This window comes from Roseobacter sp. OBYS 0001, assembly GCF_019654895.1.
In the GTDB taxonomy this organism is placed as follows: Bacteria; Pseudomonadota; Alphaproteobacteria; order Rhodobacterales; family Rhodobacteraceae; genus Roseobacter; species Roseobacter litoralis.
Map to the genome: position 1 here is coordinate 165,954 of NZ_BPES01000001.1, position 22,171 is coordinate 188,124.

Annotated in this window: 22 protein-coding genes and 1 pseudogene; 17 read left to right on the plus strand and 6 right to left on the minus strand. The window is 59.2% G+C overall.

Annotated elements, in window-relative coordinates; genetic code table 11:
• Nucleotides 1-38 precede the first annotated feature (38 nt).
• A complete protein-coding gene (ileS, locus tag K5Q35_RS00795; protein WP_220798086.1) occupies nucleotides 39-3,053 on the plus strand; it encodes an isoleucine--tRNA ligase in 3,015 nt (1,004 codons plus the stop codon).
• A gap of 170 nt (nucleotides 3,054-3,223) precedes the next feature.
• Nucleotides 3,224-3,679: pseudogene (locus K5Q35_RS00800) on the plus strand (methylated-DNA--[protein]-cysteine S-methyltransferase).
• A gap of 4 nt (nucleotides 3,680-3,683) precedes the next feature.
• Here K5Q35_RS00800 and K5Q35_RS00805 read toward each other — a convergent pair.
• From K5Q35_RS00805 to fsa, 5 genes are all read right to left on the minus strand, one after another.
• Entirely contained in the window at nucleotides 3,684-4,454 is a 771-nt protein-coding gene (locus K5Q35_RS00805) for a hypothetical protein (RefSeq protein WP_220798087.1), read from the minus strand.
• A 106-nt stretch (nucleotides 4,455-4,560) separates the two neighbouring features.
• The gene (locus K5Q35_RS00810; RefSeq protein ID WP_220798736.1) at nucleotides 4,561-5,259 is read right to left on the minus strand and encodes a phosphatidylcholine/phosphatidylserine synthase; all 699 of its coding nucleotides are present in this window, start codon (nucleotides 5,257-5,259) and stop codon (nucleotides 4,561-4,563) included.
• Between the two features lie 73 nt (nucleotides 5,260-5,332).
• Entirely contained in the window at nucleotides 5,333-6,253 is a 921-nt protein-coding gene (locus K5Q35_RS00815) for a tyrosine recombinase XerC (RefSeq protein WP_220798088.1), read from the minus strand.
• The gene (locus tag K5Q35_RS00820; RefSeq protein WP_220798089.1) at nucleotides 6,250-6,957 is read right to left on the minus strand and encodes a DUF484 family protein; all 708 of its coding nucleotides are present in this window, start codon (nucleotides 6,955-6,957) and stop codon (nucleotides 6,250-6,252) included. The genes K5Q35_RS00815 and K5Q35_RS00820 overlap by 4 nt, the downstream gene beginning before the upstream one ends.
• Before the next feature lie 143 nt (nucleotides 6,958-7,100).
• Entirely contained in the window at nucleotides 7,101-7,754 is a 654-nt protein-coding gene (gene fsa / locus K5Q35_RS00825) for a fructose-6-phosphate aldolase (RefSeq protein ID WP_220798090.1), read from the minus strand.
• An 82-nt stretch (nucleotides 7,755-7,836) separates the two neighbouring features.
• Here fsa and K5Q35_RS00830 point away from each other — a divergent pair, with 82 nt between their 5' ends.
• The 6 genes from K5Q35_RS00830 to K5Q35_RS00855 all read left to right on the plus strand — a co-directional run bounded on the left by K5Q35_RS00830 (nucleotide 7,837) and on the right by K5Q35_RS00855 (nucleotide 14,421).
• Complete coding sequence (locus K5Q35_RS00830) at nucleotides 7,837-10,074, plus strand: primosomal protein N' (protein WP_259650425.1); 2,238 nt, start codon at nucleotides 7,837-7,839, stop codon at nucleotides 10,072-10,074.
• Between the two features lie 119 nt (nucleotides 10,075-10,193).
• Nucleotides 10,194-10,391 (plus strand): hypothetical protein, encoded by a 198-nt coding sequence (locus K5Q35_RS00835; protein ID WP_013961166.1) that lies wholly within the window; start codon nucleotides 10,194-10,196, stop codon nucleotides 10,389-10,391.
• Nucleotides 10,392-10,476: 85 nt separating this feature from the next.
• Nucleotides 10,477-11,709 carry an MFS transporter gene (locus K5Q35_RS00840; protein WP_220798091.1) on the plus strand — a complete coding sequence of 411 codons (1,233 nt, stop codon included), beginning with the start codon at nucleotides 10,477-10,479 and terminating at the stop codon, nucleotides 11,707-11,709.
• Nucleotides 11,706-13,097 (plus strand): MATE family efflux transporter, encoded by a 1,392-nt coding sequence (locus tag K5Q35_RS00845; protein WP_259650426.1) that lies wholly within the window; start codon nucleotides 11,706-11,708, stop codon nucleotides 13,095-13,097. Before K5Q35_RS00840 ends, K5Q35_RS00845 begins: the two co-directional genes overlap by 4 nt.
• Nucleotides 13,097-13,969 carry a 50S ribosomal protein L11 methyltransferase gene (locus K5Q35_RS00850; RefSeq protein WP_220798092.1) on the plus strand — a complete coding sequence of 291 codons (873 nt, stop codon included), beginning with the start codon at nucleotides 13,097-13,099 and terminating at the stop codon, nucleotides 13,967-13,969. Before K5Q35_RS00845 ends, K5Q35_RS00850 begins: the two co-directional genes overlap by 1 nt.
• Nucleotides 13,970-14,076: 107 nt before the next feature.
• The gene (locus tag K5Q35_RS00855; RefSeq protein WP_013961170.1) at nucleotides 14,077-14,421 is read left to right on the plus strand and encodes a hypothetical protein; all 345 of its coding nucleotides are present in this window, start codon (nucleotides 14,077-14,079) and stop codon (nucleotides 14,419-14,421) included.
• A 161-nt stretch (nucleotides 14,422-14,582) separates the two neighbouring features.
• On the opposite strand, the gene K5Q35_RS00860 is transcribed toward K5Q35_RS00855, so the two are convergent.
• Nucleotides 14,583-14,801, minus strand: a complete 219-nt coding sequence (locus tag K5Q35_RS00860; protein ID WP_220798093.1) for a DUF1127 domain-containing protein — start codon at nucleotides 14,799-14,801, stop codon at nucleotides 14,583-14,585.
• 332 nt (nucleotides 14,802-15,133) lie between these two features.
• Here K5Q35_RS00860 and ruvC point away from each other — a divergent pair, with 332 nt between their 5' ends.
• The 9 genes from ruvC to tolB all read left to right on the plus strand — a co-directional run bounded on the left by ruvC (nucleotide 15,134) and on the right by tolB (nucleotide 22,136).
• The gene (ruvC, locus tag K5Q35_RS00865) at nucleotides 15,134-15,640 is read left to right on the plus strand and encodes a crossover junction endodeoxyribonuclease RuvC (RefSeq protein WP_013961172.1); all 507 of its coding nucleotides are present in this window, start codon (nucleotides 15,134-15,136) and stop codon (nucleotides 15,638-15,640) included.
• Nucleotides 15,637-16,293, plus strand: coding sequence for a Holliday junction branch migration protein RuvA (gene ruvA, locus K5Q35_RS00870; protein ID WP_013961173.1), 657 nt, complete (start codon nucleotides 15,637-15,639; stop codon nucleotides 16,291-16,293). The genes ruvC and ruvA overlap by 4 nt, the downstream gene beginning before the upstream one ends.
• Nucleotides 16,294-16,318: 25 nt before the next feature.
• Nucleotides 16,319-17,341, plus strand: coding sequence for a Holliday junction branch migration DNA helicase RuvB (gene ruvB / locus K5Q35_RS00875; protein ID WP_013961174.1), 1,023 nt, complete (start codon nucleotides 16,319-16,321; stop codon nucleotides 17,339-17,341).
• Between the two features lie 42 nt (nucleotides 17,342-17,383).
• A complete protein-coding gene (locus K5Q35_RS00880; protein ID WP_220798094.1) occupies nucleotides 17,384-18,010 on the plus strand; it encodes a hypothetical protein in 627 nt (208 codons plus the stop codon).
• Nucleotides 18,007-18,405: a tol-pal system-associated acyl-CoA thioesterase gene (gene ybgC / locus K5Q35_RS00885; protein ID WP_220798095.1), complete on the plus strand. Its 399-nt coding sequence runs from the start codon at nucleotides 18,007-18,009 to the stop codon at nucleotides 18,403-18,405. The genes K5Q35_RS00880 and ybgC overlap by 4 nt, the downstream gene beginning before the upstream one ends.
• 98 nt (nucleotides 18,406-18,503) lie before the next feature.
• On the plus strand, nucleotides 18,504-19,199 hold the full coding sequence (tolQ, locus tag K5Q35_RS00890) for a protein TolQ (RefSeq protein ID WP_013961177.1): 696 nt from the start codon (nucleotides 18,504-18,506) through the stop codon (nucleotides 19,197-19,199).
• Nucleotides 19,200-19,202: 3 nt separating this feature from the next.
• Nucleotides 19,203-19,697, plus strand: a complete 495-nt coding sequence (tolR, locus tag K5Q35_RS00895; protein ID WP_013961178.1) for a protein TolR — start codon at nucleotides 19,203-19,205, stop codon at nucleotides 19,695-19,697.
• Nucleotides 19,660-20,808 (plus strand): energy transducer TonB, encoded by a 1,149-nt coding sequence (locus K5Q35_RS00900; RefSeq protein WP_220798739.1) that lies wholly within the window; start codon nucleotides 19,660-19,662, stop codon nucleotides 20,806-20,808. The genes tolR and K5Q35_RS00900 overlap by 38 nt, the downstream gene beginning before the upstream one ends.
• Nucleotides 20,805-22,136 carry a Tol-Pal system beta propeller repeat protein TolB gene (gene tolB / locus K5Q35_RS00905; protein WP_220798096.1) on the plus strand — a complete coding sequence of 444 codons (1,332 nt, stop codon included), beginning with the start codon at nucleotides 20,805-20,807 and terminating at the stop codon, nucleotides 22,134-22,136. Before K5Q35_RS00900 ends, tolB begins: the two co-directional genes overlap by 4 nt.
• The last annotated feature ends 35 nt before the right edge of the window (nucleotides 22,137-22,171 follow it).

Sequence of the window (22,171 nt, forward strand, 5' to 3'; positions counted from 1 at the left end):
TTACCCCATTTCAAAGACCATCCGAGAGGACGCCCGCAATGTGCGCCGACACGACTGACACGACAGCCGCCCCTGACTATAAAACCACCCTGAACCTGCCCAAGACGGATTTTCCGATGCGCGCAGGTCTGCCCAAGCGCGAACCCGAATGGCTGGCCCGCTGGGAACGGATCGGGATTTACGACCGGCTGCGCGAAAAAGCCCTCGCCGGGACGGGCGAAAAAGGAAAACCCACGCGCACGCCCTTTACGCTGCACGACGGGCCGCCCTATGCCAACGGCCATCTGCACATCGGGCACGCGCTGAACAAGACGCTCAAGGATATGGTGGTGCGCAGCCAGCAAATGATGGGCCATGACGCGCGCTATATCCCCGGCTGGGATTGCCACGGTCTGCCCATCGAGTGGAAGATCGAAGAGCAATACCGCGCCAAGGGCCGCGACAAGGACGACGTGGATATCGTCGACTTCCGTCAGGAATGCCGCAAGTTTGCCGAAGGCTGGGTGGGCATCCAACGCGAGGAATTCAAACGCCTCGGCATCACGGGTAAATGGGAAAACCCCTACCTGACGATGGACTTCCACGCAGAACGGGTGATCGCCGAGGAATTCCAGAAGTTCCTGATGAACGGCACGCTCTATCAAGGCTCCAAACCCGTGATGTGGTCGCCTGTCGAGAAAACCGCATTGGCCGAGGCCGAGGTTGAGTACCACGACCGACAGACCGATGCGATCTGGGTGCGGTTTCCGGTTGCAGAAGTTAAGACGAATATCCCGGAAGTAATGGCAGGGCATCCCAGTGGCGTTGGCGAATTCGCGGGCGAAGTCGTACAATTGCTGAAATCGGCATCGGTTTTGATCTGGACCACAACGCCGTGGACGATCCCACAGAACCGGGCGATCTGTTTTGGACCCCGGATTTCGTACGGTGTCTATGAAGTGACTGAACGGCCCGAGGAATGCTGGGCAACAATTGGTGAGCGTTTGATCGTCGCTGATGCTTTGGCAGAGCAAATTTTTGAACAAGCGCGTCTTGGAGAATCCGGCATGGTACGCCGCCTTCGTGATGTTGCCCCTGAAGAGTTAAATACGATCGTCTGTGTCCACCCGTTGCGCGGCCTCGACGGCGCGGCAGGCGAATGGGATTTCGATGTGCCGATGTTGCCGGGCGATCATGTCACCGACGACACTGGGACGGGCTTTGTGCATACGGCCCCCAGTCACGGCGATGACGACTATGCCATCGGGGTCAAGAATAACCTGCCGATGACCTATAATATCATGGATGACAGTTCGTTCCGCGCTGATCTGCCGTTTTTCGCAGGTCAGCAGGTCGTCAAACCGAATGGCAAGCCGGGTGGGGCCAGTAAAGCCGTGATCGAAAAACTCAAGGAGGTCAGCGCCCTGATCGCCACCAAACGCATCACGATCTCGGACGCGCATTCGTGGCGTTCCAAGGCGCCGGTGATCCGTCTGAACCGGCCCCAGTGGTTTGCTGCAATCGACCGCACGGTGGGTGATGGCAACGACCAATATGGCGACACGATCCGCAAGCGCGCGCTGACCTCCATCGACGAACTCGTCACCTGGACGCCGCAAACCGGGCGCAACCGGCTTTATTCCATGATCGAAGCACGGCCCGATTGGGTGCTGTCACGCCAGCGCGCCTGGGGCGTACCGCTGACCTGTTTTGTGAAAAAGGGGGCCAAACATGATGACCCTGATTTCCTGCTGCGCAATGACGCTGTAAACGCCCGCATCCTTGAAGCCTTCGAGGCGGAAGGCGCGGATGCGTGGTATAAAGACGGGGCCAAGGAACGCTTCCTCGGGGATAGCGTGAACCCGGATGACTACGATCAGGTCATGGATATTCTGGATGTGTGGTTCGATTCCGGCTCCACTCACGCCTTTACGCTGCGCGACCGCGCGGATGGCTCTGAGGATGGTCTCGCCGATCTTTACCTCGAAGGGACCGACCAGCACCGCGGCTGGTTCCATTCATCAATGTTGCAGGCCTGCGGCACGATGGGGCGCGCGCCTTATCGCGCGGTGCTGACGCATGGGTTCACGCTGGACGAAAAAGGCATGAAGATGTCCAAATCGCTGGGCAATACGGTGGCCCCAGAAAAGATCATCCAGCAATACGGTGCGGATATCCTGCGACTTTGGGTGGCACAGGCGGATTATACCGTCGATCTGCGTATCGGGCCGGAAATTCTGAAAGGCGTGGCGGACAGCTATCGGCGGTTGCGCAATACCATGCGCTATATGCTCGGATCTCTGTCAGATTTCAGCGAAAATGACCGCACCGCCCCCGAAGATATGCCCGAGTTGGAGCGTTGGGTGCTGCACCGTCTTGCTGAGCTGGATAAAACTGTCCGGGATGGGTATGCGGCCTATGATTTTCAGGGTGTTTTTCAGGCGGTCTTTACCTTTGCGACGGTCGATTTGTCGGCGTTTTATTTCGATATCCGCAAGGATGCGCTGTATTGCGACGGTGACACATTGCAACGGCGTGCGGCGCGGACAGTGCTGGATATCCTGTTCCATCGTCTGACCACATGGCTCGCACCGGTGCTTGTCTTCACCATGGAGGAGGTCTGGCTGCAACGCTTCGGGGATGAGGACAGTTCGGTGCACTTGCAGGACTTCCCGGACACGCCGGGTGATTGGCTGGATCCTGACCTTGCCGCGAAATGGTCCGGGGTGCGCAGTGCGCGCCGCGTCGTCACGGCTGCGCTGGAAGTCGAGCGCACCAATAAGGTGATCGGCGCATCGCTGGAAGCGGCCCCGACCGTCTACATCAGTGACGCCGACGCGCGCGCCGAGCTGGAAAGCCTGCCTTTTGAAGACATCTGCATCACGTCGCAAATCACTCTGACGGGGGATACGCCACCAGAGGGGGCTTTTCGCTTGCCGGAAACCGACGGCGTAGCGGTTGTGTTCCAAAAGGCGGATGGTGGAAAATGTGCGCGCTGCTGGAAAATTCTGCCGGATGTAGGCAGTCACAGCCACGCAGATGTTTGCGGGCGCTGCGATAGTGCAATGAGTTGACGTGCAACGGGCGGCCGTAGCGGTCGCCCCGACGTTCCGACCGCCCGTCGCTCTGGCGCTGGCAGGTTTCGGTATCGACGCATGGTTTTAAGTCTGTCGCACCATTCCCCCATGGTTCAAGGCGCATCTTTCGGGTTGTTCCGAGAAGGATGATGCGCGACCTTTGGCGCATGTTGATATGTACGGTGAAAACGCAATTTGGTCGCCTGATCCTGACTGAAGAGGACGGCGCACTTGTGTCCGTCAACTGGGGCAATGCTGTTCGCGAGGACGCATCTGAGCTCTTGCAACGCGCCTCCTTGTAGATATCAGAATATGATCACGGGACGCGACAGCAGTTTGATCTGCCTTTGCGCATCGGGGGCAGCGCGTTTCAAAAGGCGGTTTGTGACGCCATTTACGCCATTCCGTTTGGCGATACCTGCACCTACGGGGATATCGCCAAAGCGCTCGGCGTGCCTGCGCAGGCGGTCGGACAGGCCTGCGGGGCAAATCCGATCCCGATCATCATACCTTGCCACCGTGTGATGGGGGCCAAAGGGCTCACCGGGTTTTCCGGCGCAGGCGGGGTTGAGACCAAAGTGGCGCTGTTGCGCCACGAAGGAGCGGCGGGGTTGTTGATCTGAGCGGCTATTTGGTGCCGCGTGCATCATGCGTCCAATCTGTCCCATCCCAAGTGATATTCCCCTTGTAATCAAGCATGTTACCCTTCTTTTTTACCCAGACTTTAAAGCCCCACCCAACATGGCCATCCTTGTCTGCGCCATAGTACGTACCACCCTTTTGATAGACTTTTCCCTTGGGGGTATGGCTGGGGTCTGAACAGGTGAACTTGTCGCTTTTGACTTCTGTGCAATGCAGCACTCCTGCGACAATCTCTCCATCGCCTTCGCTCATGCCGCCCTCGGTCGGCCAGTTTGTATTGACGCGCATGTCCGGCGCGACAGGTGCTGCTGCAACGGGTGCACCGACCCTCAACGCGTCAAGCGCGGTTTGGACTGCGGCCTTATCTGCATTGGTGAGGCCATGCGTTTCCCAGAACTTACGTTTCCATTCCTTGGTCTTTATGATTTTTATACCGGCGTCAAAGAGCTCTTGCGCGGCGTCAGCGACTGTCCTTTGTAAAACGGGCTGGTGCGCAGGATATGCGGTTCTGCCTGAGGGTGCGACGGGCCCGGCTGCGGCTATGCGTTGAACCGCCTCTAAACTGTGAACGCTTTGGGCGGGCCGCACCTGGTCCGCTTTTTGTTGCAGGCTGTCGATGTACGCCGTGCTTTTGCTTGTCTTTGCCAGCGCTTGCAGGGTTGTCATTCTAGTGGTGCGCGCGCTGTCACCGCTTCGTGACGCGCGTAGCCCTGCGCGTGGCGGCGCGCCGACAGGCTTGAAAAGTAGTGTTTTCACAGGGCATGTCCTTCATCAATGAGAAGAATACACGCTACCCTAACACGAACATGGCCATTTCCATCAAATATTTATCGATCGCCAGCCCAAGGCCTGCCCGCCCTCGTCAGGTGGTCTTGCTGTCTGGAAAAATCTGCTGCGCGACACCGGCAAAAAGCAGATAGACCGAGGTCACGACCAGCCCCCAATGCGCCCAGCTTTCGGGGTGGAAATCCACCCAGGCGGCCCAGCCGGCAAAACCGGTCCAGGCCAGGGCAATGGGCAGTGTCAGCCACCGCCACCGCCTCGTGCGCACCGGATGCACGAATTTGAGCGGCAGGAACATCGCAATTGCAAGTGTCGTCACCAAGGTCAGGCTTACCCAGAAATTGGGCTCGAGCGCAAAGATAACCAGCACCAGCATATTCCAGCAACCGGGGAAGCCGGAAAAGGAATTATCTTTGGTTTTCATGCGCGTATCAGCGAAATACATCGCAGATGTAAAGGTGATGACAATGATCGCGACCCAACCCGTCCAGCCATCCATCAGCCCAGATTTGAACAGCGCAAAGGCGGGAATGAAAACATAGGTCAGGTAATCAATGATCAGGTCGAGCAATACACCGTCAAATTCCGGCGCGTTGACCTTGACGTGGTATTTCCGGGCAAGCGGTCCGTCGATACCATCGACAAAAAAAGCGACCACAAGCCACAGGAACATCAGATCCCATTTTTCGTCTACGGCGGCCAGCATCGCCAGCATTGCAAATACCGCGCCTGTTGCGGTCAGAAGGTGGACCGCAAGCGCAGCCATTCGATTAGTCATGAAGGCTTTTTGACCCATACGGCCTTGGGATGCAAAAGAAATGTCGCGCTTGGCCGGATCAATTGCAAAGAGATCATGCTTTGGGGTGGGTGCGGTCATAAACCTCCATCAGGCGCACGGTATCGACGGCTGTGTAGGCTTGCGTTGTGGACAGGGAGGCATGGCCCAACAGTTCCTGAATGGCGCGCAGATCACCGCCGGCGTTCAACAGGTGGGTTGCAAAAGAGTGGCGCATCGCATGCGGTGTCGCGGTGGCGGGCAAACCCAGTTGCATCCGCGCAGCGGCCATGACCTTTTGGATCGCACCGGGGCGCAAGGGCCCGCCGCGCACCGCCCGAAACAGCGGGGCTTCAGCGGTCTGCGGGTGTGGGCACATCCTGACATATGCGTCCACCGCGTCGCGCGCGGCGGGTAATACGGGCACAATACGTTCCTTGCCGCCTTTGCCGGTAATGCGCAGCGTGGCGGGCAGGGGCGCGTCTGCTGAGCTGAGCGAGAGCGCTTCGGAAATACGCAACCCGCAGCCCCACAACAGGGTCACGACCGCCACGTCGCGCGCGCAGACCCAAGGGTGCTGGGACTGGATTTGGATGGCGTCGATCAGATTTCGCGCCGCATCCGGGGCCAGCGGGCGGGGCAGTTTCTTTTGAAACTTGGGTGCGCGCGTGGATAAAACCGCCGTGGGTTCAAAGCCCTCGCGCAGGGCCAGCCATTTGTAAAACGCCTTCACCGCCGAGAGTTTTCGCGCCAGCGAGCGCGCAGCGACGCCGGTCTCGCGCGTCTGCGCCATCCATGCCCGCATGTCGGTTACGGATATATCCGCCAGCGCGCCCAAACCTTGCGGTGCGCCCTTGTGTGCGGTGATGAAGGACAGAAAATCGATCACATCGCCCTGATAGGCGATCAGTGTGTTTTCCGCGGCACCCTTGATCGCGCGTTGATGCGCCAGCCAGCTTTGCAGCGCATCAGTGGCGGCAGGGCTGATAAAGCTCACGTGATCCAGCGGCGCAGGACCCTTTCCATCACGCCCGTGAAAAACACAAGTAAATCCGTGCCTTGCTGCGGTCCGAACATCTCGGCGTCCTTTGAGCCCAGAACCAGCAGACCGGGCAGTCTGTCTGCGCCCAAATCAAGTTTGAGACAGGCCTCCGAGCGGATCTGCTCTGCGTCCTGTCCAAAAACATCAGCATCGCCATGATCCACGCGGCGCAACGTCACCTGCCGTGAAATGCCGCCGCGCCCTTGGGTGACATAGGCATCCATATAGCCCGGAGCCTTGTGCATCTTGCCGTTTTCAGTGGCCATAGGGGACAGGGGGTCGTCGTTCTGATCGCTTTCCAGAACCAGCCGGATCGCATCAACCCGCAGCGTTTCGGCAACATCGCTTTGCAGATGTGCAAGCAGGTCCGTCAGGCTGTCGGCCTCGAGAATCCGCAGGATCGCGCGGTGTATCTGGTTGGTTCCCGCAACGTTTTCATAGGCCGCCGCGATCACGGAACGATGGGTGTCTTCCAACCGGTCAAGGCGGCTTTCCAACCGGTCCATCGCGATGCCGCGCAGATCGACAATATTGTCGCCCATGATCTTTTCGTTGGCGGCAACAAGGGCGCGCATCACATCCTTGTCGTCCAGAATTACATCGGGAGTGGCGATGATCTTTGCGCGCAATGCGTCTTCGATTTTCGGAGTGCTGGTCATATGCTGCTCATTTTTTGATTTTTTCAAACAGTACCACGGGTCATGTTCAAAATCTGCCAAAATGTGCGACCAGCCTTCATGTGTTGCCCGCACGCGCCACCCCGCGTAAGGGCAGCGCGCCGGTAAGGCGGTATGTCAGGTTCTTACAGGATCTTCTGACCGGTTTTTTCCCAGTCCGACATGAACTGTTGCAAGCCCTTGTCGGTCAGCGGGTGAAACGCCAGTTTATGGATCACCTCAGGGGGGGCCGTCATCACATCGGCACCAATAAGCGCGACTTGCTGGACATGGTTGATGGTACGGATGGAGGCCGCGAGGATTTCAGTCGCAAACCCGTAGTTGTCATAGATCGTGCGGACGTCCTCGATCAATTCGCATCCATCAAGGCTCATGTCATCCAGCCGCCCGATGAACGGGCTGATGAAAGATGCACCGGCCTTGGCCGCCAAAAGCGCCTGATTGGCCGAAAAGCAGAGGGTCACATTGACCATTTTACCCTCATCCGACAGTGTCTTACACGCCTTGAGGCCGTCCCACGTCAGGGGCAGTTTGACGGTGATGTTCTCAGCGATCTCGGCAAGCTTGCGCCCTTCGGCGATCATTGCGTCTGCCTCAAGGGCGACCACTTCGGCGCTAACCGGGCCAGAGACGATGCCGCAGATTTCCTTTGTCACCTCAATGATGTCACGTCCCGATTTCAGGATCAGCGAGGGGTTCGTGGTGACGCCATCGACCATGCCCAGATCGTTGAGGTCTGCAATGGCCTGCGTGTCGGCGGTATCGACGAAGAACTTCATGTGTGTGGTATCCTTTTTAGCGCGGTGTTCGGGTGTCGCGGCGTTGATCGCTCTTGCGCTTGGCTTTACCGCATGATCTGCGATGCTGAAACCCTCAATTGCCGTTTCAGCCGGAGCCTGCCCTTTGAGCCTGCCGCAATTTTACGATTGTGACGCGTTGATCGCTGTCCTGACGACCCAGCCTCTGGGCCGCACGCTGGATTATCGCGCTCCGGAAGGGGGGTGCCATCTGGGTGCTTTTGTCGAGGTGCCGCTTGGACCGCGCAAGGTGCTGGGTGTTGTCTGGGGGCCGGGGCAGGGGGATTATGAACGCTCCAAAATCCGTCAGGCCTACCGGGTGCTGGATGCCGCCCCCATGCGCGAAGAGATGTGTCTGTTTCTTAAACGCGCGGCGGATTACACGCTGACGCCGCTGCCTGCGATGCTGCGTCTTGCCACCCGCGCGCCGGGTCTGGGTGATCCGCCGTCGATGCGCAAGATCTACCGGCGTGGTTCGGGAGAACCTGACAAGATGACGGCGGCGCGGCGCAAAGTGTTGGCGGCCTTGGCGGAATACGGCGATTTGGCCTTCACGCTCAAGGAACTCGCCGAGATGGCCGATGTGGGTACGTCTGTGGTCAAAGGTCTGGTCGCACAGGGGGCTGTTGTCGAGGAAGACAGCCCGCGTGATCTGCCCTTTCCCCGTCTTGACCCCTCGCGCCCCGGTAAGGCACTGACAGCGGATCAGGCGGCGGGGGCGGCGCAATTGGCGCAAGCGGTCCGTTCAGAACGATATGGCACCACCTTGCTGCGCGGTGTCACGGGTTCGGGCAAGACCGAGGTTTATCTTGAGGCAGTCGCGGCGGCCCTGACGGCAGGACGGCAAGCGTTGGTGCTGCTGCCCGAGATCGCCCTGACCGCTGAATTCCTGACCCGGGTGCAGGAACGCTTTGGTGCGCGCCCTGCTGAATGGCATTCGGGGGCGACCATGACCGAACGCAGGCGTATCTTTCGCATGGTCGGTCAGGGTGAGGCGCAGCTTGTCATCGGCGCGCGGTCGGCGCTGTTTCTGCCCTATCAGAACCTTGGCCTGATCGTGGTCGATGAGGAACACGACACCTCCTACAAGCAGGAAGAGGGGGTTTTGTACAACGCGCGCGATATGGCGGTGCTGCGCGCGTCGATCTGCGGGGCGCAGGTCGTTCTTGCCTCTGCCACGCCCTCGCTGGAAAGCTGGGCCAATGCGCAGACAGGCAAATACGCAAAGCTGGAACTGACCTCGCGGTTCGGGGCCGCGGTGATGCCAGAAATGCGTGCCATTGATATGCGCGTTGAAAGCCTGCCGTCCAACCGTTGGGTCTCTGATGTGCTGCGCAAAGAGGTGGAGGCACGCATGGCGCGCGGGGAGCAGTCGATGCTGTTCATCAACCGGCGCGGCTATGCCCCGATCACGCTGTGTCGGGCCTGCGGCCATCAAATCGGCTGCGATCATTGCGACGCGCGCATGGTAGAGCACCGGTTTCTTAAGCGCCTCGTCTGTCATCAGTGCGGCGAAAGCAAACCGATGCCCACGGTCTGTCCGTCGTGCAATGCCGAAGACAGGCTGGCGGCGGTCGGGCCCGGTGTCGAGCGGCTGGCAGAAGAGGCGACAGAACTGTTCCCTGACGCCCGGATTGCCGCGCTCAGTTCGGACATGTATGGTTCTGCCCGCGCGCTCAAGGCCGAGATTGAAGATATCGCGGCAGGCGGTGCTGACATCATCATCGGCACGCAGCTTGTGGCCAAGGGGCACAATTTTCCCAACCTGACGCTGGTCGGCGTGATTGATGCGGATCTGGGCCTGCAGGGATCTGATCTGCGCGCCGCCGAACGCACGTTTCAACTCATGCGGCAGGTCGCCGGTCGCGCCGGCCGCGCGGAAAAAGCGGGCGTGGCCCTTTTGCAAAGCTATCAACCCGAGCATCCTGTCATTCGCGCCATTCTGGCGGGGGACGAAGATGAATTCTGGGCCGCCGAGGCGCGCGAACGCAAGGCCGCTGGCGTGCCGCCATACGGGCGCATGGCCGGTATTATCCTGAGCGGACCCGACGTGGCGATGGTCTTTGACGCAGGCAATCAACTGGCGCGGCAGGATGCGCCGTTGCGGGCCATCGGTGCGCAGGTTTTCGGGCCAGCACCCGCGCCGATTGCGCGCGTTCGCGGACGTCACAGGGTGCGGCTGCTTGTAAAGGCTGAGAAATCTGCCCCCTTGCAGGAGGCGCTTGCGCGTTGGGTGGCCCAATTGCGGATCAAAGGTGATTTACGTGTCGCCGTCGATATTGATCCACAGAGTTTTTATTAGCATTCATATGTGTGATGTAATGCATCATAAACATTCGTTTTGCTTATCGTTCATCCGCGCATATCTCTTGATCAGAAGCACAGGTCAGTCCGACCACTGTGCGCATCAGGAGAAATGAAATGGCTTATCAGACCACAGAACACAGGACTCACACCGCCCCTTGGTCAAACTCGCGCCTGTCTTTGCCACGGCAGGGCACATTGGCGGCGGTCGCCGGGATACTCATGGCCCTGACTTTGATCAGTGTATCGCAAGGCCCGGCGCAACAGTCCGATATCGAGGATTGGCACGGCAACGTCGCGTCTTCTGCACGGTAAGAGCAATGAAATAGACCTTGGTGGCCTATGGCGGGGTGCAAAATTGTGCCTCGTCAAAGGTCCACAAAAGGACTAAGCAACGGGTATGGCCCGCTATGTTCCCCTTGCAGATGCACACCATCTACCGCTGTGGCGACGGCCGATCGCCTTGCTGTTCCTGATGGCCTTTGCGATGCCGATTGCGTTCAATACGTGGTCTGCATTGCTGAACAACTTTGTGATTGAAGCCGCCGATTTCGATGGTTCGGATATCGGGCTTTTGCACACGGTCCGCGAGATTCCGGGATTTCTGGCGGTTGGGGTCATCGCGATCATCATTTTCATGCGCGAGCAGGTGCTGGGCCTTGTTTCGTTGATCTTGCTCGGCGTTGCCACTGCGGTTACCGCATGGTTCCCGTCCATGGGCGGCATTCTGGCCATCACCATGCTGAGTTCGATCGGCTTTCACTATTACGAGACCGTCAATCAATCCCTGCAACTGCAATGGCTGAGCAAACAGGAAGCGCCGCGTATCCTCGGCTGGCTGCTCGCGGCAGGATCAGGGGCGACTTTGCTTGCCTATCTGGCGATCATGGCGCTGTGGGATACATTGGGTCTGTCCTACAATACAGTCTATATGGCGGGCGGCGGCATTACCGTCGCTTTGGCCGTCTTCGCGATGCTGGCCTATCCGCAGTTTGAAGCGCCTAATCCGCAGATCAAGAAAATGGTGCTGCGCAAACGATACTGGCTCTATTACGCGCTGCAGTTCATGTCGGGGGCGCGGCGTCAGATTTTTGTGGTTTTTGCGGGTTTCATGATGGTCGAAAAATTCGGCTATGATGTGCATGAAATCACGCTGCTGTACCTTGTCAACCTTGTGATCAACATAATGGTCGCCCCTTTGCTGGGCCGTGCGGTGGGCCATTTTGGCGAACGGCGCACGCTCGGGTTCGAATACATCGGTCTGGTGCTGGTGTTTCTGTGTTATGGCGGCGTTTATTATTTCAGCTGGGGCGTGGCAGTGGCGGCGACGCTTTATGTGCTGGATCATATCTTCTTTGGTCTGGCGCTGGCGCTGAAAACCTACTTTCAGAAAATCGCAGATCCCGGTGATATCGCGCCGACTGCTGCTGTTGCCTTTACCATCAACCATATCGCGGCGGTCTTTCTGCCGGTGTCTTTTGGTCTGCTGTGGCTATGGTCCCCGGCGTCGGTGTTCTTTCTTGCGGCGGTCATGGCGGCGGTGTCCTTTGTTCTTGCCATGATGATCCCGCGCCATCCCGAAAAAGGGTTTGAAACCATTTTCGCGCGTGGCATCCCCGCACCGGCAGAATGAGCGAAGGTCGGTTCCTCACGGGATCGACCATGGGGCATGTTGTGCGCATGACGGCCACAGGGGCCTTTGGCATCACGTTCGTTTTTCTTGTCGATGCGGCCAATCTGGTCTGGATTGCGCAACTGGGAGACCCCAGACTCGTTGCGGCCATCGGGTTTGCCTTTGCAATCCAGTTCTTTTCGGTGTCCTCTGGCGTGGGGTTGATGATCGCCTCCACCGCCATGGTGTCGCGCAGCATCGGAGAGGGGAACCGCGAAAAGGCGCGGACGCAGGCGGGGGCGGCCATGGTCACGGCGGCGGTCATTCAGGCCGTTGTGGCCACGCTGGTCATCGTGCTGCGGCACGATTTGCTGGCGCTGGCAGGGGCCACTGGTGAAACGGCGGCCATGGCCGCGCGGTATCTGCTGATCACAATGCCCTCGCTGGTGCTGATGGCCATCGGATTGATTGCATCGGGCGTGCTGCGCGCCGAAGGGTTCGGGGCCAAGGCGATGTATATCACCTTGCTTTCGGGGGCTTTGCTGATGGTAATCGACCCGGTGCTGATCATCGGGTTGGGCTGGGGGCTTGATGGTGCGGCCATCGGTCTGTTGCTGTTCCGGGTGGTATTGATGCTTCTGGGGCTCTATTTTGCTGCATGGCAAAACAAGCTGATTGCGCGGCCTGATCTGACGGCGTTGCTCACCGTTTTGCCCGTATACCTTGCCATCGCCGTGCCCGCCATCGCCACCCAGATGGCCACACCCGTCGGAAACTATTTGCTGACCATGATCATGGCCCCTTTCGGGGATGACGCTGTGGCAGCATGGGCGGTCGTCGGGCGGCTTACCGTTGTGGTTTTTGGCGGTATCTTTGCATTGTCTGGCGCGATCGGTGGTATCTTTGGCCAGAATTACGGTGCGGGGTATTACGCACGGCTTCGCTCGACCTATCGCGACGCGTTGATTTTCTGCCTGATGTATACGCTGACAATGTGGTTGGCTCTTTTCTGGGCAACGCCTTACGTCAGCGCGCTCTTCGGGTTGACCGGGCAGGGTGCGGACGTATTGCGCGCCTTCAGTATCGTAGGGGTCGGCGGGTTTATCTTTGTGGGTCCGCTGTTTGTGTGCAATGCCGCCTTTAACAGCCTTGGCAAGCCAGCCCGCTCCACGCTGCTGAACTGGTCCAAGGAAGCAGCAATCGGATGGCCGGCGGCAGCGCTTCTCGCCATCTATTTCGGGGCGTCGGGTGTGATCTACGGGCAGGCTCTGGCCAGCATGCTGGTTGGAACGCTGGCCTGTTTTTGGGGATGGCGATACGTCGCGGGGCTGGAAGGGGCGCGCAAACGGGCGCTTGACGTCGCAGCGCTGCGGCCCTACCCGAACCCTGATCGATACCGGAGACGCTGATGCCAACTTTTACTGCCCTCACAACACTGCGCGGCAAGGATGCCGCCGAAAACTTGGGTCTTGCGATGGAAGGTTTGCAGCCTGAACCCACGGGCATTGGTGTCTTTGAGGTCGAGGATGGCTCGGGCCTGTGGGAAGTGGGCGGTTATTTCACCGAACCGCCCGATGAGACGTCCTTGCTGTTGCTGTCGACCGCATTGGATGCCAAGCCTTTTGTGATATCACAGCTGCCCGAAACCGATTGGGTCGCCCATGTGCGGCGCGAGCTGGCACCCGTGCGGGCGGGCCGTTTTTTTGTCTATGGCAGCCATGACGCAGAGAATGTGCCGCCCGATACGGAACCTTTGCTGATCGAGGCGGCGATGGCCTTTGGCACGGGGCACCACGGCACGACGCTGGGCTGCCTGCGCGCACTCGATCGATTGGACAACAGCGGGTTTTCAGGCAAAAACGTGGCGGACATCGGCTGTGGCACCGCCGTGCTGGCGATGGCGGCTGCGCGGATTTGGAAAAACCCTGTGCTCGCCAGCGACATTGATGAAGTTGCGGTTGATGTGGCCAATAGCAACATCAAGGCCAACGAGCTCACAGGGCAGGTCGTCTGTGTCGAGGCCGCCGGGTTTGATCACCCCATTCTGCGCGCAGCAGCCCCCTTCGATCTCGTGTTTGCGAATATCCTCAAAGGACCGCTGGTTGCGCTGGCCCCGGACATGGCAATCAATATCGCGCCCGGTGGTCACGCAATTCTATCGGGTATTCTTAACGAACAGGCGGATGGTGTCATCGACGTTTATGTACAATCCGGGTTCAATCTTGACCATCGCGAAGAGATTGTTGACTGGACAACGCTTACTCTAAGTAGAAATGGCTGAATTCGCCTGATACTTTGCCGAAAATGGCCAGTTTATCTTGAATTTTCCATAATTTATGAGCATCTTCTTCATTGATCGGGTGGGGGCTTGGTCAGTGGGAGAGTGGGATGTCTGACACATTCACTCAATTTGAAAGACGACTGGATACCCTTGAACGCAAGCATCGCGCGCTGGCAAACGGGTATGTGGCCGGGGTCAATCCGGATGGGTTGATAACGATTGCCCCCAAGGCAGAACGCTCTGGTCTGATGGTTCGCTTTGGTGTCGCGGTGGCTTTCGGGTTTGTTGCATTCAAGGCGATGGCGGTCGCTGTGATCGGCCCGGCAACATATCAGGGCCGTATCGATACACTCGCCTCAGGCAATACTTTCGAAAAGGTCTGCGCCTGGGTCATGCAAGCAGACCCGGTGTCGCAAAAAGTCGCGACATTTCTTCTGGCTACAGTCGGTTAGTGATCAGTGGCAGGCCCGCGCCTGATGCTGTGTAACGAGTAATGGAAAGCCTGTTTTAGGTGGTCCAGTGTAAAAAAGCCGCGTTTTCCGATGTAGGAAAACGCGGCTTATATTCTTTGAGACCTATCGTTTCACACGCGCGGTGCGAGACGGGCACTCATTTAGCGGATCATTGTGTTCTCTGCGACCGCGTCGATGTCTGAGCGGCTCAGGCCGATGTCTTCCAGTTCACGATCTGTCAAACCGGACAGAGCGTTGCGTGTGACGCGCGCGTCGTTCCATGAAACAACTGTTGCTATTGCTGCGCTGATGGCGGCAAAGAAACGGCTCGATGCTGTGGCGGAGCCGTATGTGGTGCGGGTGGTGTCAAAAGTAGCCATTGTAGCCGTCCTTATATCTATCTGAGTTGACCGGTCATGCCGGTGTGTTGTGAGAGGCAGATAGGGTCTGCCCGAATTTTCAGCAAGGTGAGAAAGCGCATGGGCGGTATGCAATTTCCGCATAGGTCTTGATTTCGGTTAACCTAAAGTAAACAAACAAAAAATGATGCAGCGTATGTGTCGGAAACCAACCATTTGACGGCGCTTTTTGACCTAAAATTCGCGGCAAGCCGGAAAACCGACCGCGAGGGTTTGAAAAAGGAACCGCTTGGCGCATGTTCGCCTTTCGTGCTAATACATAAAAAACGAATAAAAAGAGCAGGACAGCATTTATGACACGGGTAATTGGCATTGATCCGGGGCTACGAAACCTCGGCTGGGGCGTCATTGAACTTTCCGGCAGTCGAATCGCGCATGTGGCCAATGGGGTTTGTGTCTCGGTCGGAACTGAATTGTCAGATCGCCTGCTGTCTTTGCATGAGCAACTCACGGCCGTGGTCTTGAAGTTTGCGCCGGATGAGGCTGCGGTCGAGCAGACATTCGTCAACAAGGATGGTGCCGGGACGCTCAAGCTGGGTCAGGCGCGCGGGATTGCGATGCTGGTGCCGGCACAGGCAGGCCTGCGCGTTGGTGAATACGCGCCTAACAAGATCAAGAAGACGGTGGTGGGGGTTGGTCACGCGGACAAGGGACAGGTGTTGCATATGGTGCGCTTGCAATTGCCCGGTGCAGAGATCAAAAGCCCGGATGCGGCGGATGCTTTGGCGATTGCCATCTGTCACGCACACCACGGGGGAGCGGCTGGTTTGGGCGCCGCAATTGCAAAGGCAACCGCATGATTGGCAAGATCACAGGCCGTCTTGAATATCGCACAACGGATCACGTGCTGATAGATGTGCGCGGCGTCGGGTATCTGGTCTTTTGCTCGGAACGTACATTGGCGGCTCTGCCGGGTGTGGGCGAGGTCGTCGCGTTATATACGGACCTGCTGGTGCGCGAGGACGTGATGCAGCTTTTTGGTTTCACCACGCTCACGGAAAAGGAATGGCATCGATTGCTGACCTCCGTACAGGGGGTCGGGGCCAAGGCGTCGCTTGCAATCCTCGGCACCCTCGGGGCGGATGGCGTCAGCCGGGCCATCGCTCTCGGCGATTGGAACGCGGTCAAGGCGGCCAAGGGGGTCGGCCCAAAAATCGCGCAACGCGTCGTTCTTGACCTCAAGGACAAAGCACCAAGCGTCATGGGCATGCGCGACACGCAAGCCATCGCAAGCGCTGATGCCACAGACACGGTCATTGAAACGACGGCCACGCCAGCCCCGGTGTTGCAAAACCCATCGGCACAGGCCGAGGCTCTGTCAGCCCTGTCCAATCTGGGCTATGGTCCGGGGGACGCGGCGGGCGCTGTGGCTGAGGCGGCAGGCGAGATGCCTGAGGCAGAAACGCCTGATCTGATCCGGGCGGCATTGAAACGGCTCGCACCCAAAGGATAGGCTGCGACCAGATGCAGGATAATTCATGAGCGATATTGACCCGACGGTACGCCCTGACCCTCTGCCCGAGGATCATGATCGCGCCCTGCGCCCGCAAGTGCTGGACGAATTCGTGGGGCAGGCCGACGTGCGCGCCAACCTCAAGGTGTTCATTGCTTCTGCACGGCAACGGGGTGAGGCGATGGATCATACGCTATTTCACGGTCCGCCGGGATTGGGCAAGACGACACTGGCACAGATCATGGCGCGCGAATTGGGTGTTGGGTTTCGCATGACCAGCGGCCCGGTGCTGGCCAAGGCGGGCGATCTTGCGGCGATCCTGACCAATCTGGAAAAACGCGATGTGCTCTTTATCGATGAAATCCACAGGCTCAACCCCGCCGTCGAAGAAGTGCTTTACCCCGCCCTCGAAGACTTCGAACTTGATCTGGTCATCGGGGAGGGTCCTGCCGCGCGCACGGTGCGGATCGAACTGCAGCCCTTCACACTTGTGGGCGCGACCACGCGCATGGGGCTGCTGACGACGCCGTTGCGCGACCGATTTGGCATTCCCACGCGGTTGCAGTTTTACACCGAAGACGAGCTTTTCATTATCGTGGAGCGGAATGCGCGCAAACTTGGGGCCCCGGCAGATCAGGGCGGCGCGCGTGAAATTGCGCGCCGGGCCCGCGGTACGCCCCGGATTGCAGGGCGGTTGCTGCGCCGCGTCGTGGATTTCGCGGTCGTCGAGGGCGATGGGCGTGTCACGCGCGAGCTTGCGGATATGGCGCTGAACCGGCTGGGCGTGGATCATCTGGGACTTGATGGTGCGGACCGGCGCTATTTGCGGCTGATCGCCGAGAACTACGCGGGCGGACCCGTGGGCATTGAAACGATGAGCGCGGCCCTCAGCGAAAGCCGCGATGCGCTCGAAGAGGTCATCGAACCCTTCCTGTTGCAGCAGGGGTTGATCCAGCGCACGCCGCGCGGGCGCATGTTGGCGCAAAAGGGTTGGACGCATCTGGGCCTTGACGCGCCGCGCGCCCAGACGGATTTGTTTGGGGGATAAGCGGCGCCTGCGCGTGCCGCCAAGCAGGAGACAGCAGCCTTTATGATGGATGCCAGCGAGATCGAAGCGCTTTTTACGCGCAGCGCGGGTCAGTTTGCTTTTGCCCGGTGGGGGCGGCCCATTGCGCCTGTTGTTTTTGGTGTGACGGATGAAACACTGTCCGTGATCAAGGGCGCGCTTGAGGCGGTCATGGCGCTATCGGGGCACAAGATGGCCGAGACGGACCCCGAGCTTGGCAGCAACCTGATGATGTTCTTCTTTCGCGACTGGGACGAGTTGCCGGAGGTGCCGGGGCTCGATCGACTGGTGCCCGATCTGGGGCCGTTGCTGGCGCGCCTCAAACAGGCAGATGCGAACCAATACCGTATTTTCCACTTTGACACCGACGGCGGGATCAAGGCCTGTTTCGTTTTCTTGCGGATGGAAGAAAACCTGAGCGCTGTGCCTGCCGAAACCCTCGCGCTCAGTCAGATCGTGCAATCGGTTTTACTGTGGTCGGACAAGGCCTTCAAAGACCGCTCACCCTTGGCGGTAGCGGGCGAGAAGACCATTCTGCGCCCGGATATCGCCGGGCTTATCCGTGCGGCCTATGATCCTGTTCTGCCGGTGGCATCGTCGGACGCCAGCCATGCGCTTCGGCTCGCAGCACGCGTGGGGCTGTCACAATGAGCCACAGCTTTCCCATCCGCGTCTATTACGAAGACACCGATATGGCCGGGATCGTCTATTACGCCAATTACCTGCGCTATATTGAGCGCGCGCGCAGCGACTGGGTGCGCGAGATCGGCATCGACCAGCTTGAGATGAAAGCCGCAGGCGTTGTTTTCGCCGTCAGGCGGGTCGAGGCGGATTACATCGCCCCGGCAACCTTTGATGACCGGCTGACGGTGCGCACTGAAATGACGCAGCTGACGCCCGCTCGTATGGTGATGTCGCAGGACGTTTGGCGCGACGAGACGCTGTTGTTTGCGGCAAAGGTGACGATTGTGTGCATCGGGCCGGGGGGTAAGCCCACGAGATTGCCAGCAAATCTCCGCTCACTGCCCCTATGTGATGGGCGATAACACCATAGTGATAGCTTTCTGCACAAGGCTGGGCTAGACTTGGCATCAATGGAGGTCGAAACAATCGACCCCGGGTGTATTGGGCAAAGAGCAGGCATATGGAAGCAGAAACGCTGGCTATGGCGCATGAGATTGATTTCTCATTCTTCGGATTATTCGCGCGCGCAACAATAGTCGTAAAACTAGTAATGATCATGCTGATTGTGGCCTCGTTCTGGGCGTGGTCGGTGATCGTGATAAAGCTGATCCTCTATCGTAAGACGCGCCATGAAGCGGCGGTCTTTGATCGCGCCTTCTGGTCGGGCGAGCCGCTGGACGGTCTGTTCGAAGAGGTCGGCCCGGCCCCTTCTGGCGGTACGGAAAAGATATTCGCCGCCGGGATGATGGAATGGCAACGCTCGCATCACGATGACGGCGGGCTGATCGCAGGGGCGACGCAGCGGATCGACCGCTCCATGGATGTGGCGATCAACAAGGAATCCGAGCATCTGCGCGATGGCCTGACGGTCTTGGCCACCATCGGGTCGTCCACGCCGTTCATTGGCCTATTCGGGACTGTCATCGGGATCATGAACGCTTTTATCGAGATTGCAGAGCAGCAGAACACCAACCTCGCCGTTGTCGCGCCCGGTATCGCCGAGGCATTGCTCGCCACGGGTCTGGGGCTGTTCGCGGCCATCCCGGCGGTGATTTATTACAACAAGCTCAGTGCGGATGCAGACCGTATTCTCGCAGGTTACGAGTCCTTTGCCGATGAGTTCGCAACCATCCTCAGCCGCCAGTTGGACAGTTGAGCCATGGGTGCCAATGTTCTCCAGAAACCGGGCGGCAGCACCAAGCGGCGCAGGCGGACCACGCGCGCGCAGCCCATGTCTGAGATCAACGTAACGCCATTCGTCGATGTGATGCTGGTGCTGTTGATCATCTTTATGGTTGCCGCACCGCTGCTGACAGTCGGCGTGCCGGTTGAACTGCCAAAGACGGCCGCAGGCGCATTGCCCACGGATCAGGAGGAACCCCTGACCGTTACGATCACGGCGGAAGGATCCATTCAAATCCAGACCACTGAGACGGCAGGCAACGAACTGATCCCGAAACTGCGCGCCATCGCGGCGGAGCGGACCTCGGACCGGGTGTTTTTACGTGCCGATGGCTCGGTGCCTTATCTGCGCGTCATGGAAGTGATGGGGGCCTTGAACGCCGGTGGATTTTCCAACATCGGTTTGGTGACGGATATTGGTGGCCCAACGCTCGATGGGCGCGACGGGGCTGCCGACGGGGCAGATCGGTAGGCGCGCGGTGCACACCGGTCACTATATCTCAGGGGCGGGACATCTCGTTTTGCTGGGCTGGATGGCGTTTGGCGATGTCTTTGCCGCTGAACCTTTGCCGTCCCAGACCACTGATGTGTCGGTCGTTTCCAGCGCTGAATACGCCGCACTGGTCGCTGCGGTGCAACCGCCGCAATCCGTGACAGAGATTGCGCAACCTGCGACACCCTCCGTGGTGCCGGACGCACCGCAAGTGCCGGATCAGCCAGAAGATCAGACCGATCTGACGACCCCGCAGGCGACCCTCACGCCGGAGGCGGAAACGCCGCCGGATGTGTCCGAGATTGAACCCTTGCCCCCGCGCGCCGACATCTCGGATCAAGCGCCTGTTCTCGATCAGCCCGAGGCGGACATCGCCGTTCTGGCGCCTGACATCAGCGACACGCCGGTGCCCCAAGCCGCAGAACGTGTGGCACCCGAAGCCTTTGCCCCGCCTGCGCCCGAAGCTTTGCCCGACCCTGTTGAGCGCGACGCGGTCGCGCCGGATGCCACAGGGGACGAAACGCAGGACCCCGCAGATGCGACCGCACCGGAGGCCGCCGCGACCGAGATCGTGACCGAAGCCGACCGCCCCGCGCGGGCGCCCGAGCAATCACAACGCCCGCCCGCGCGGCGACCCGAAGCGCCCGTACGCACTGCTGTGGCACCGCCCGCCGCACCAGAAACGCCATCAACGGATGATGCCGTGAACGCCGCCCTGCAAGAGGCGCTGTCGAATGAAACGCCCGCGCCTGCCGTGCCGCAAGGCCCGCCGCTGTCGGCGGGTGAAAAAGATGCGCTGCGGGTGGAGGTGTCCAATTGCTGGAACGTCGGTTCACTTTCAACGGATGCGCTTAACACCACGGTCGTGGTCGAAGTGTCGATGTCACAGGACGGAAGGCCGATCACCGGGTCGATCCGGATGGCGTCGAGTTCCGGTGGTTCCGAAGCGGCCGCAAGACAGGCATTTGAGGCGGCGCGCCGTGCAATCATTCGCTGTGGCGCGCGCGGATTCAATTTACCGGTTGAGAAATACAGCCAATGGCAAGACATTGAGATGACATTCAATCCCGAAAGGATGCGGGTCAAATGAGTTTTCAGATACGAGTATTCACAGCAATTCTGGCTGTTCTATCGCTTTTCACAGCGCCGGTGCTGGCCCAGAACAGCGGACCGCTGCGCATTGAGATCACGGAAGGCGTGATCGAGCCTTTGCCCTTTGCATTGCCGGTCTTCGAAGCCGAGACCGCCGATGCCACGGGCGTGGCGGCACAGATCACTGAAGTGATTTCTGCCGACCTGACAGGCACCGGGCTGTTTCGTGAAATTGAACCGGGCGCTTTTATCAGCAATGTCAGCAGCTTTGCCGCGCCGATCCAATATGCGGACTGGAAAGCCATCAACGCCCAAGCGCTGATCACAGGTGCCGTGGCCGTGCAGGGCAACCAGCTGAACGTGAAATTCCGGCTTTACGATGTGTTTTCCGGGGCGGAAATGGGCGATGGGTTGCAGTTTTCCGCCACGCCCGAAGGCTGGCGGCGCATGGCGCATAAGGTGGCGGATGCGGTCTATAGCCGGATCACGGGTGAGGGCGGGTATTTCGACAGCCGCGTCGTCTATGTCTCTGAAACCGGCACCAAGGATGCACGTCAAAAACGGCTGGCGATCATGGATTACGATGGGGCAAATGTGAAATACCTCACCGATAGCAGTTCGATCGTGCTGGCCCCGAGGTTTTCGCCAGATGGTCAGCGGGTGCTTTACACCAGCTATGAAACAGGATTCCCGCGCATCTATGTGCTTGATGTGACCTCGGTGCAGCGCCGCGCGCTGGAAAGCCAGGAAGGCACGATGAGCTTTGCACCGCGTTTTGCACCGGACGGCGAAACCATCGTCTTTTCGCTCAGCCAGGGCGGGAATACTGATATTTACCGGATGAATGTAAATGGTGGGCCCGCGACCCGGCTGACGGCGGCCCCCTCGATTGAGACGGCACCGAGTTATTCACCTGATGGCACGCAAATCGTGTTTGAAAGCGATCGTTCGGGGTCACAGCAATTGTATGTGATGCCCGCAAGCGGCGGCGAGGCGCGCCGTATTTCGTTCGGACCGGGGCGCTATGGCACACCGGTCTGGTCGCCGCGCGGCGATCTGGTTGCCTTCACCAAACAAAATGCGGGGCGGTTCCATATCGGCGTGATGCGTCTTGATGGCTCGGAAGAGCGTTTGCTCACAGCTTCGTTTCTTGACGAAGGACCCACATGGTCGCCCAATGGTCGCGTGATCATGTTTTCGCGCGAAACGCAGGGCGCACAGGGACGCGCCACGCTTTATTCCGTGGATATCACGGGCAGAAACCTGCGCCCTGTGCGCACGCCCGAAGGGGGGTCTGACCCGTCATGGTCCCCGTTGCAGAGATGAAGGATATGCGCGAAACAATTTCTATTGGCGGCGCG

Coding starts and splice junctions, on each gene's coding strand:
- ruvA (WP_013961173.1), top strand. CDS start 15,637: ATGATTGGCAAGATCACAGGCCGTCTTGAATATCGCACAACGGATCAC.
- fsa (WP_220798090.1), bottom strand. CDS start 7,754: ATGAAGTTCTTCGTCGATACCGCCGACACGCAGGCCATTGCAGACCTC.
- K5Q35_RS00880 (WP_220798094.1), top strand. CDS start 17,384: ATGATGGATGCCAGCGAGATCGAAGCGCTTTTTACGCGCAGCGCGGGT.
- tolQ (WP_013961177.1), top strand. CDS start 18,504: ATGGAAGCAGAAACGCTGGCTATGGCGCATGAGATTGATTTCTCATTC.
- K5Q35_RS00855 (WP_013961170.1), top strand. CDS start 14,077: ATGTCTGACACATTCACTCAATTTGAAAGACGACTGGATACCCTTGAA.
- ybgC (WP_220798095.1), top strand. CDS start 18,007: ATGAGCCACAGCTTTCCCATCCGCGTCTATTACGAAGACACCGATATG.
- K5Q35_RS00860 (WP_220798093.1), bottom strand. CDS start 14,801: ATGGCTACTTTTGACACCACCCGCACCACATACGGCTCCGCCACAGCA.
- tolR (WP_013961178.1), top strand. CDS start 19,203: ATGGGTGCCAATGTTCTCCAGAAACCGGGCGGCAGCACCAAGCGGCGC.
- ruvB (WP_013961174.1), top strand. CDS start 16,319: ATGAGCGATATTGACCCGACGGTACGCCCTGACCCTCTGCCCGAGGAT.
- ruvC (WP_013961172.1), top strand. CDS start 15,134: ATGACACGGGTAATTGGCATTGATCCGGGGCTACGAAACCTCGGCTGG.
- K5Q35_RS00850 (WP_220798092.1), top strand. CDS start 13,097: ATGCCAACTTTTACTGCCCTCACAACACTGCGCGGCAAGGATGCCGCC.
- K5Q35_RS00840 (WP_220798091.1), top strand. CDS start 10,477: ATGGCCCGCTATGTTCCCCTTGCAGATGCACACCATCTACCGCTGTGG.
- K5Q35_RS00810 (WP_220798736.1), bottom strand. CDS start 5,259: ATGACTAATCGAATGGCTGCGCTTGCGGTCCACCTTCTGACCGCAACA.
- ileS (WP_220798086.1), top strand. CDS start 39: ATGTGCGCCGACACGACTGACACGACAGCCGCCCCTGACTATAAAACC.
- K5Q35_RS00830 (WP_259650425.1), top strand. CDS start 7,837: ATGCTGAAACCCTCAATTGCCGTTTCAGCCGGAGCCTGCCCTTTGAGC.
- tolB (WP_220798096.1), top strand. CDS start 20,805: ATGAGTTTTCAGATACGAGTATTCACAGCAATTCTGGCTGTTCTATCG.
- K5Q35_RS00900 (WP_220798739.1), top strand. CDS start 19,660: ATGGGCGCGACGGGGCTGCCGACGGGGCAGATCGGTAGGCGCGCGGTG.
- K5Q35_RS00845 (WP_259650426.1), top strand. CDS start 11,706: ATGAGCGAAGGTCGGTTCCTCACGGGATCGACCATGGGGCATGTTGTG.
- K5Q35_RS00820 (WP_220798089.1), bottom strand. CDS start 6,957: ATGACCAGCACTCCGAAAATCGAAGACGCATTGCGCGCAAAGATCATC.
- K5Q35_RS00835 (WP_013961166.1), top strand. CDS start 10,194: ATGGCTTATCAGACCACAGAACACAGGACTCACACCGCCCCTTGGTCA.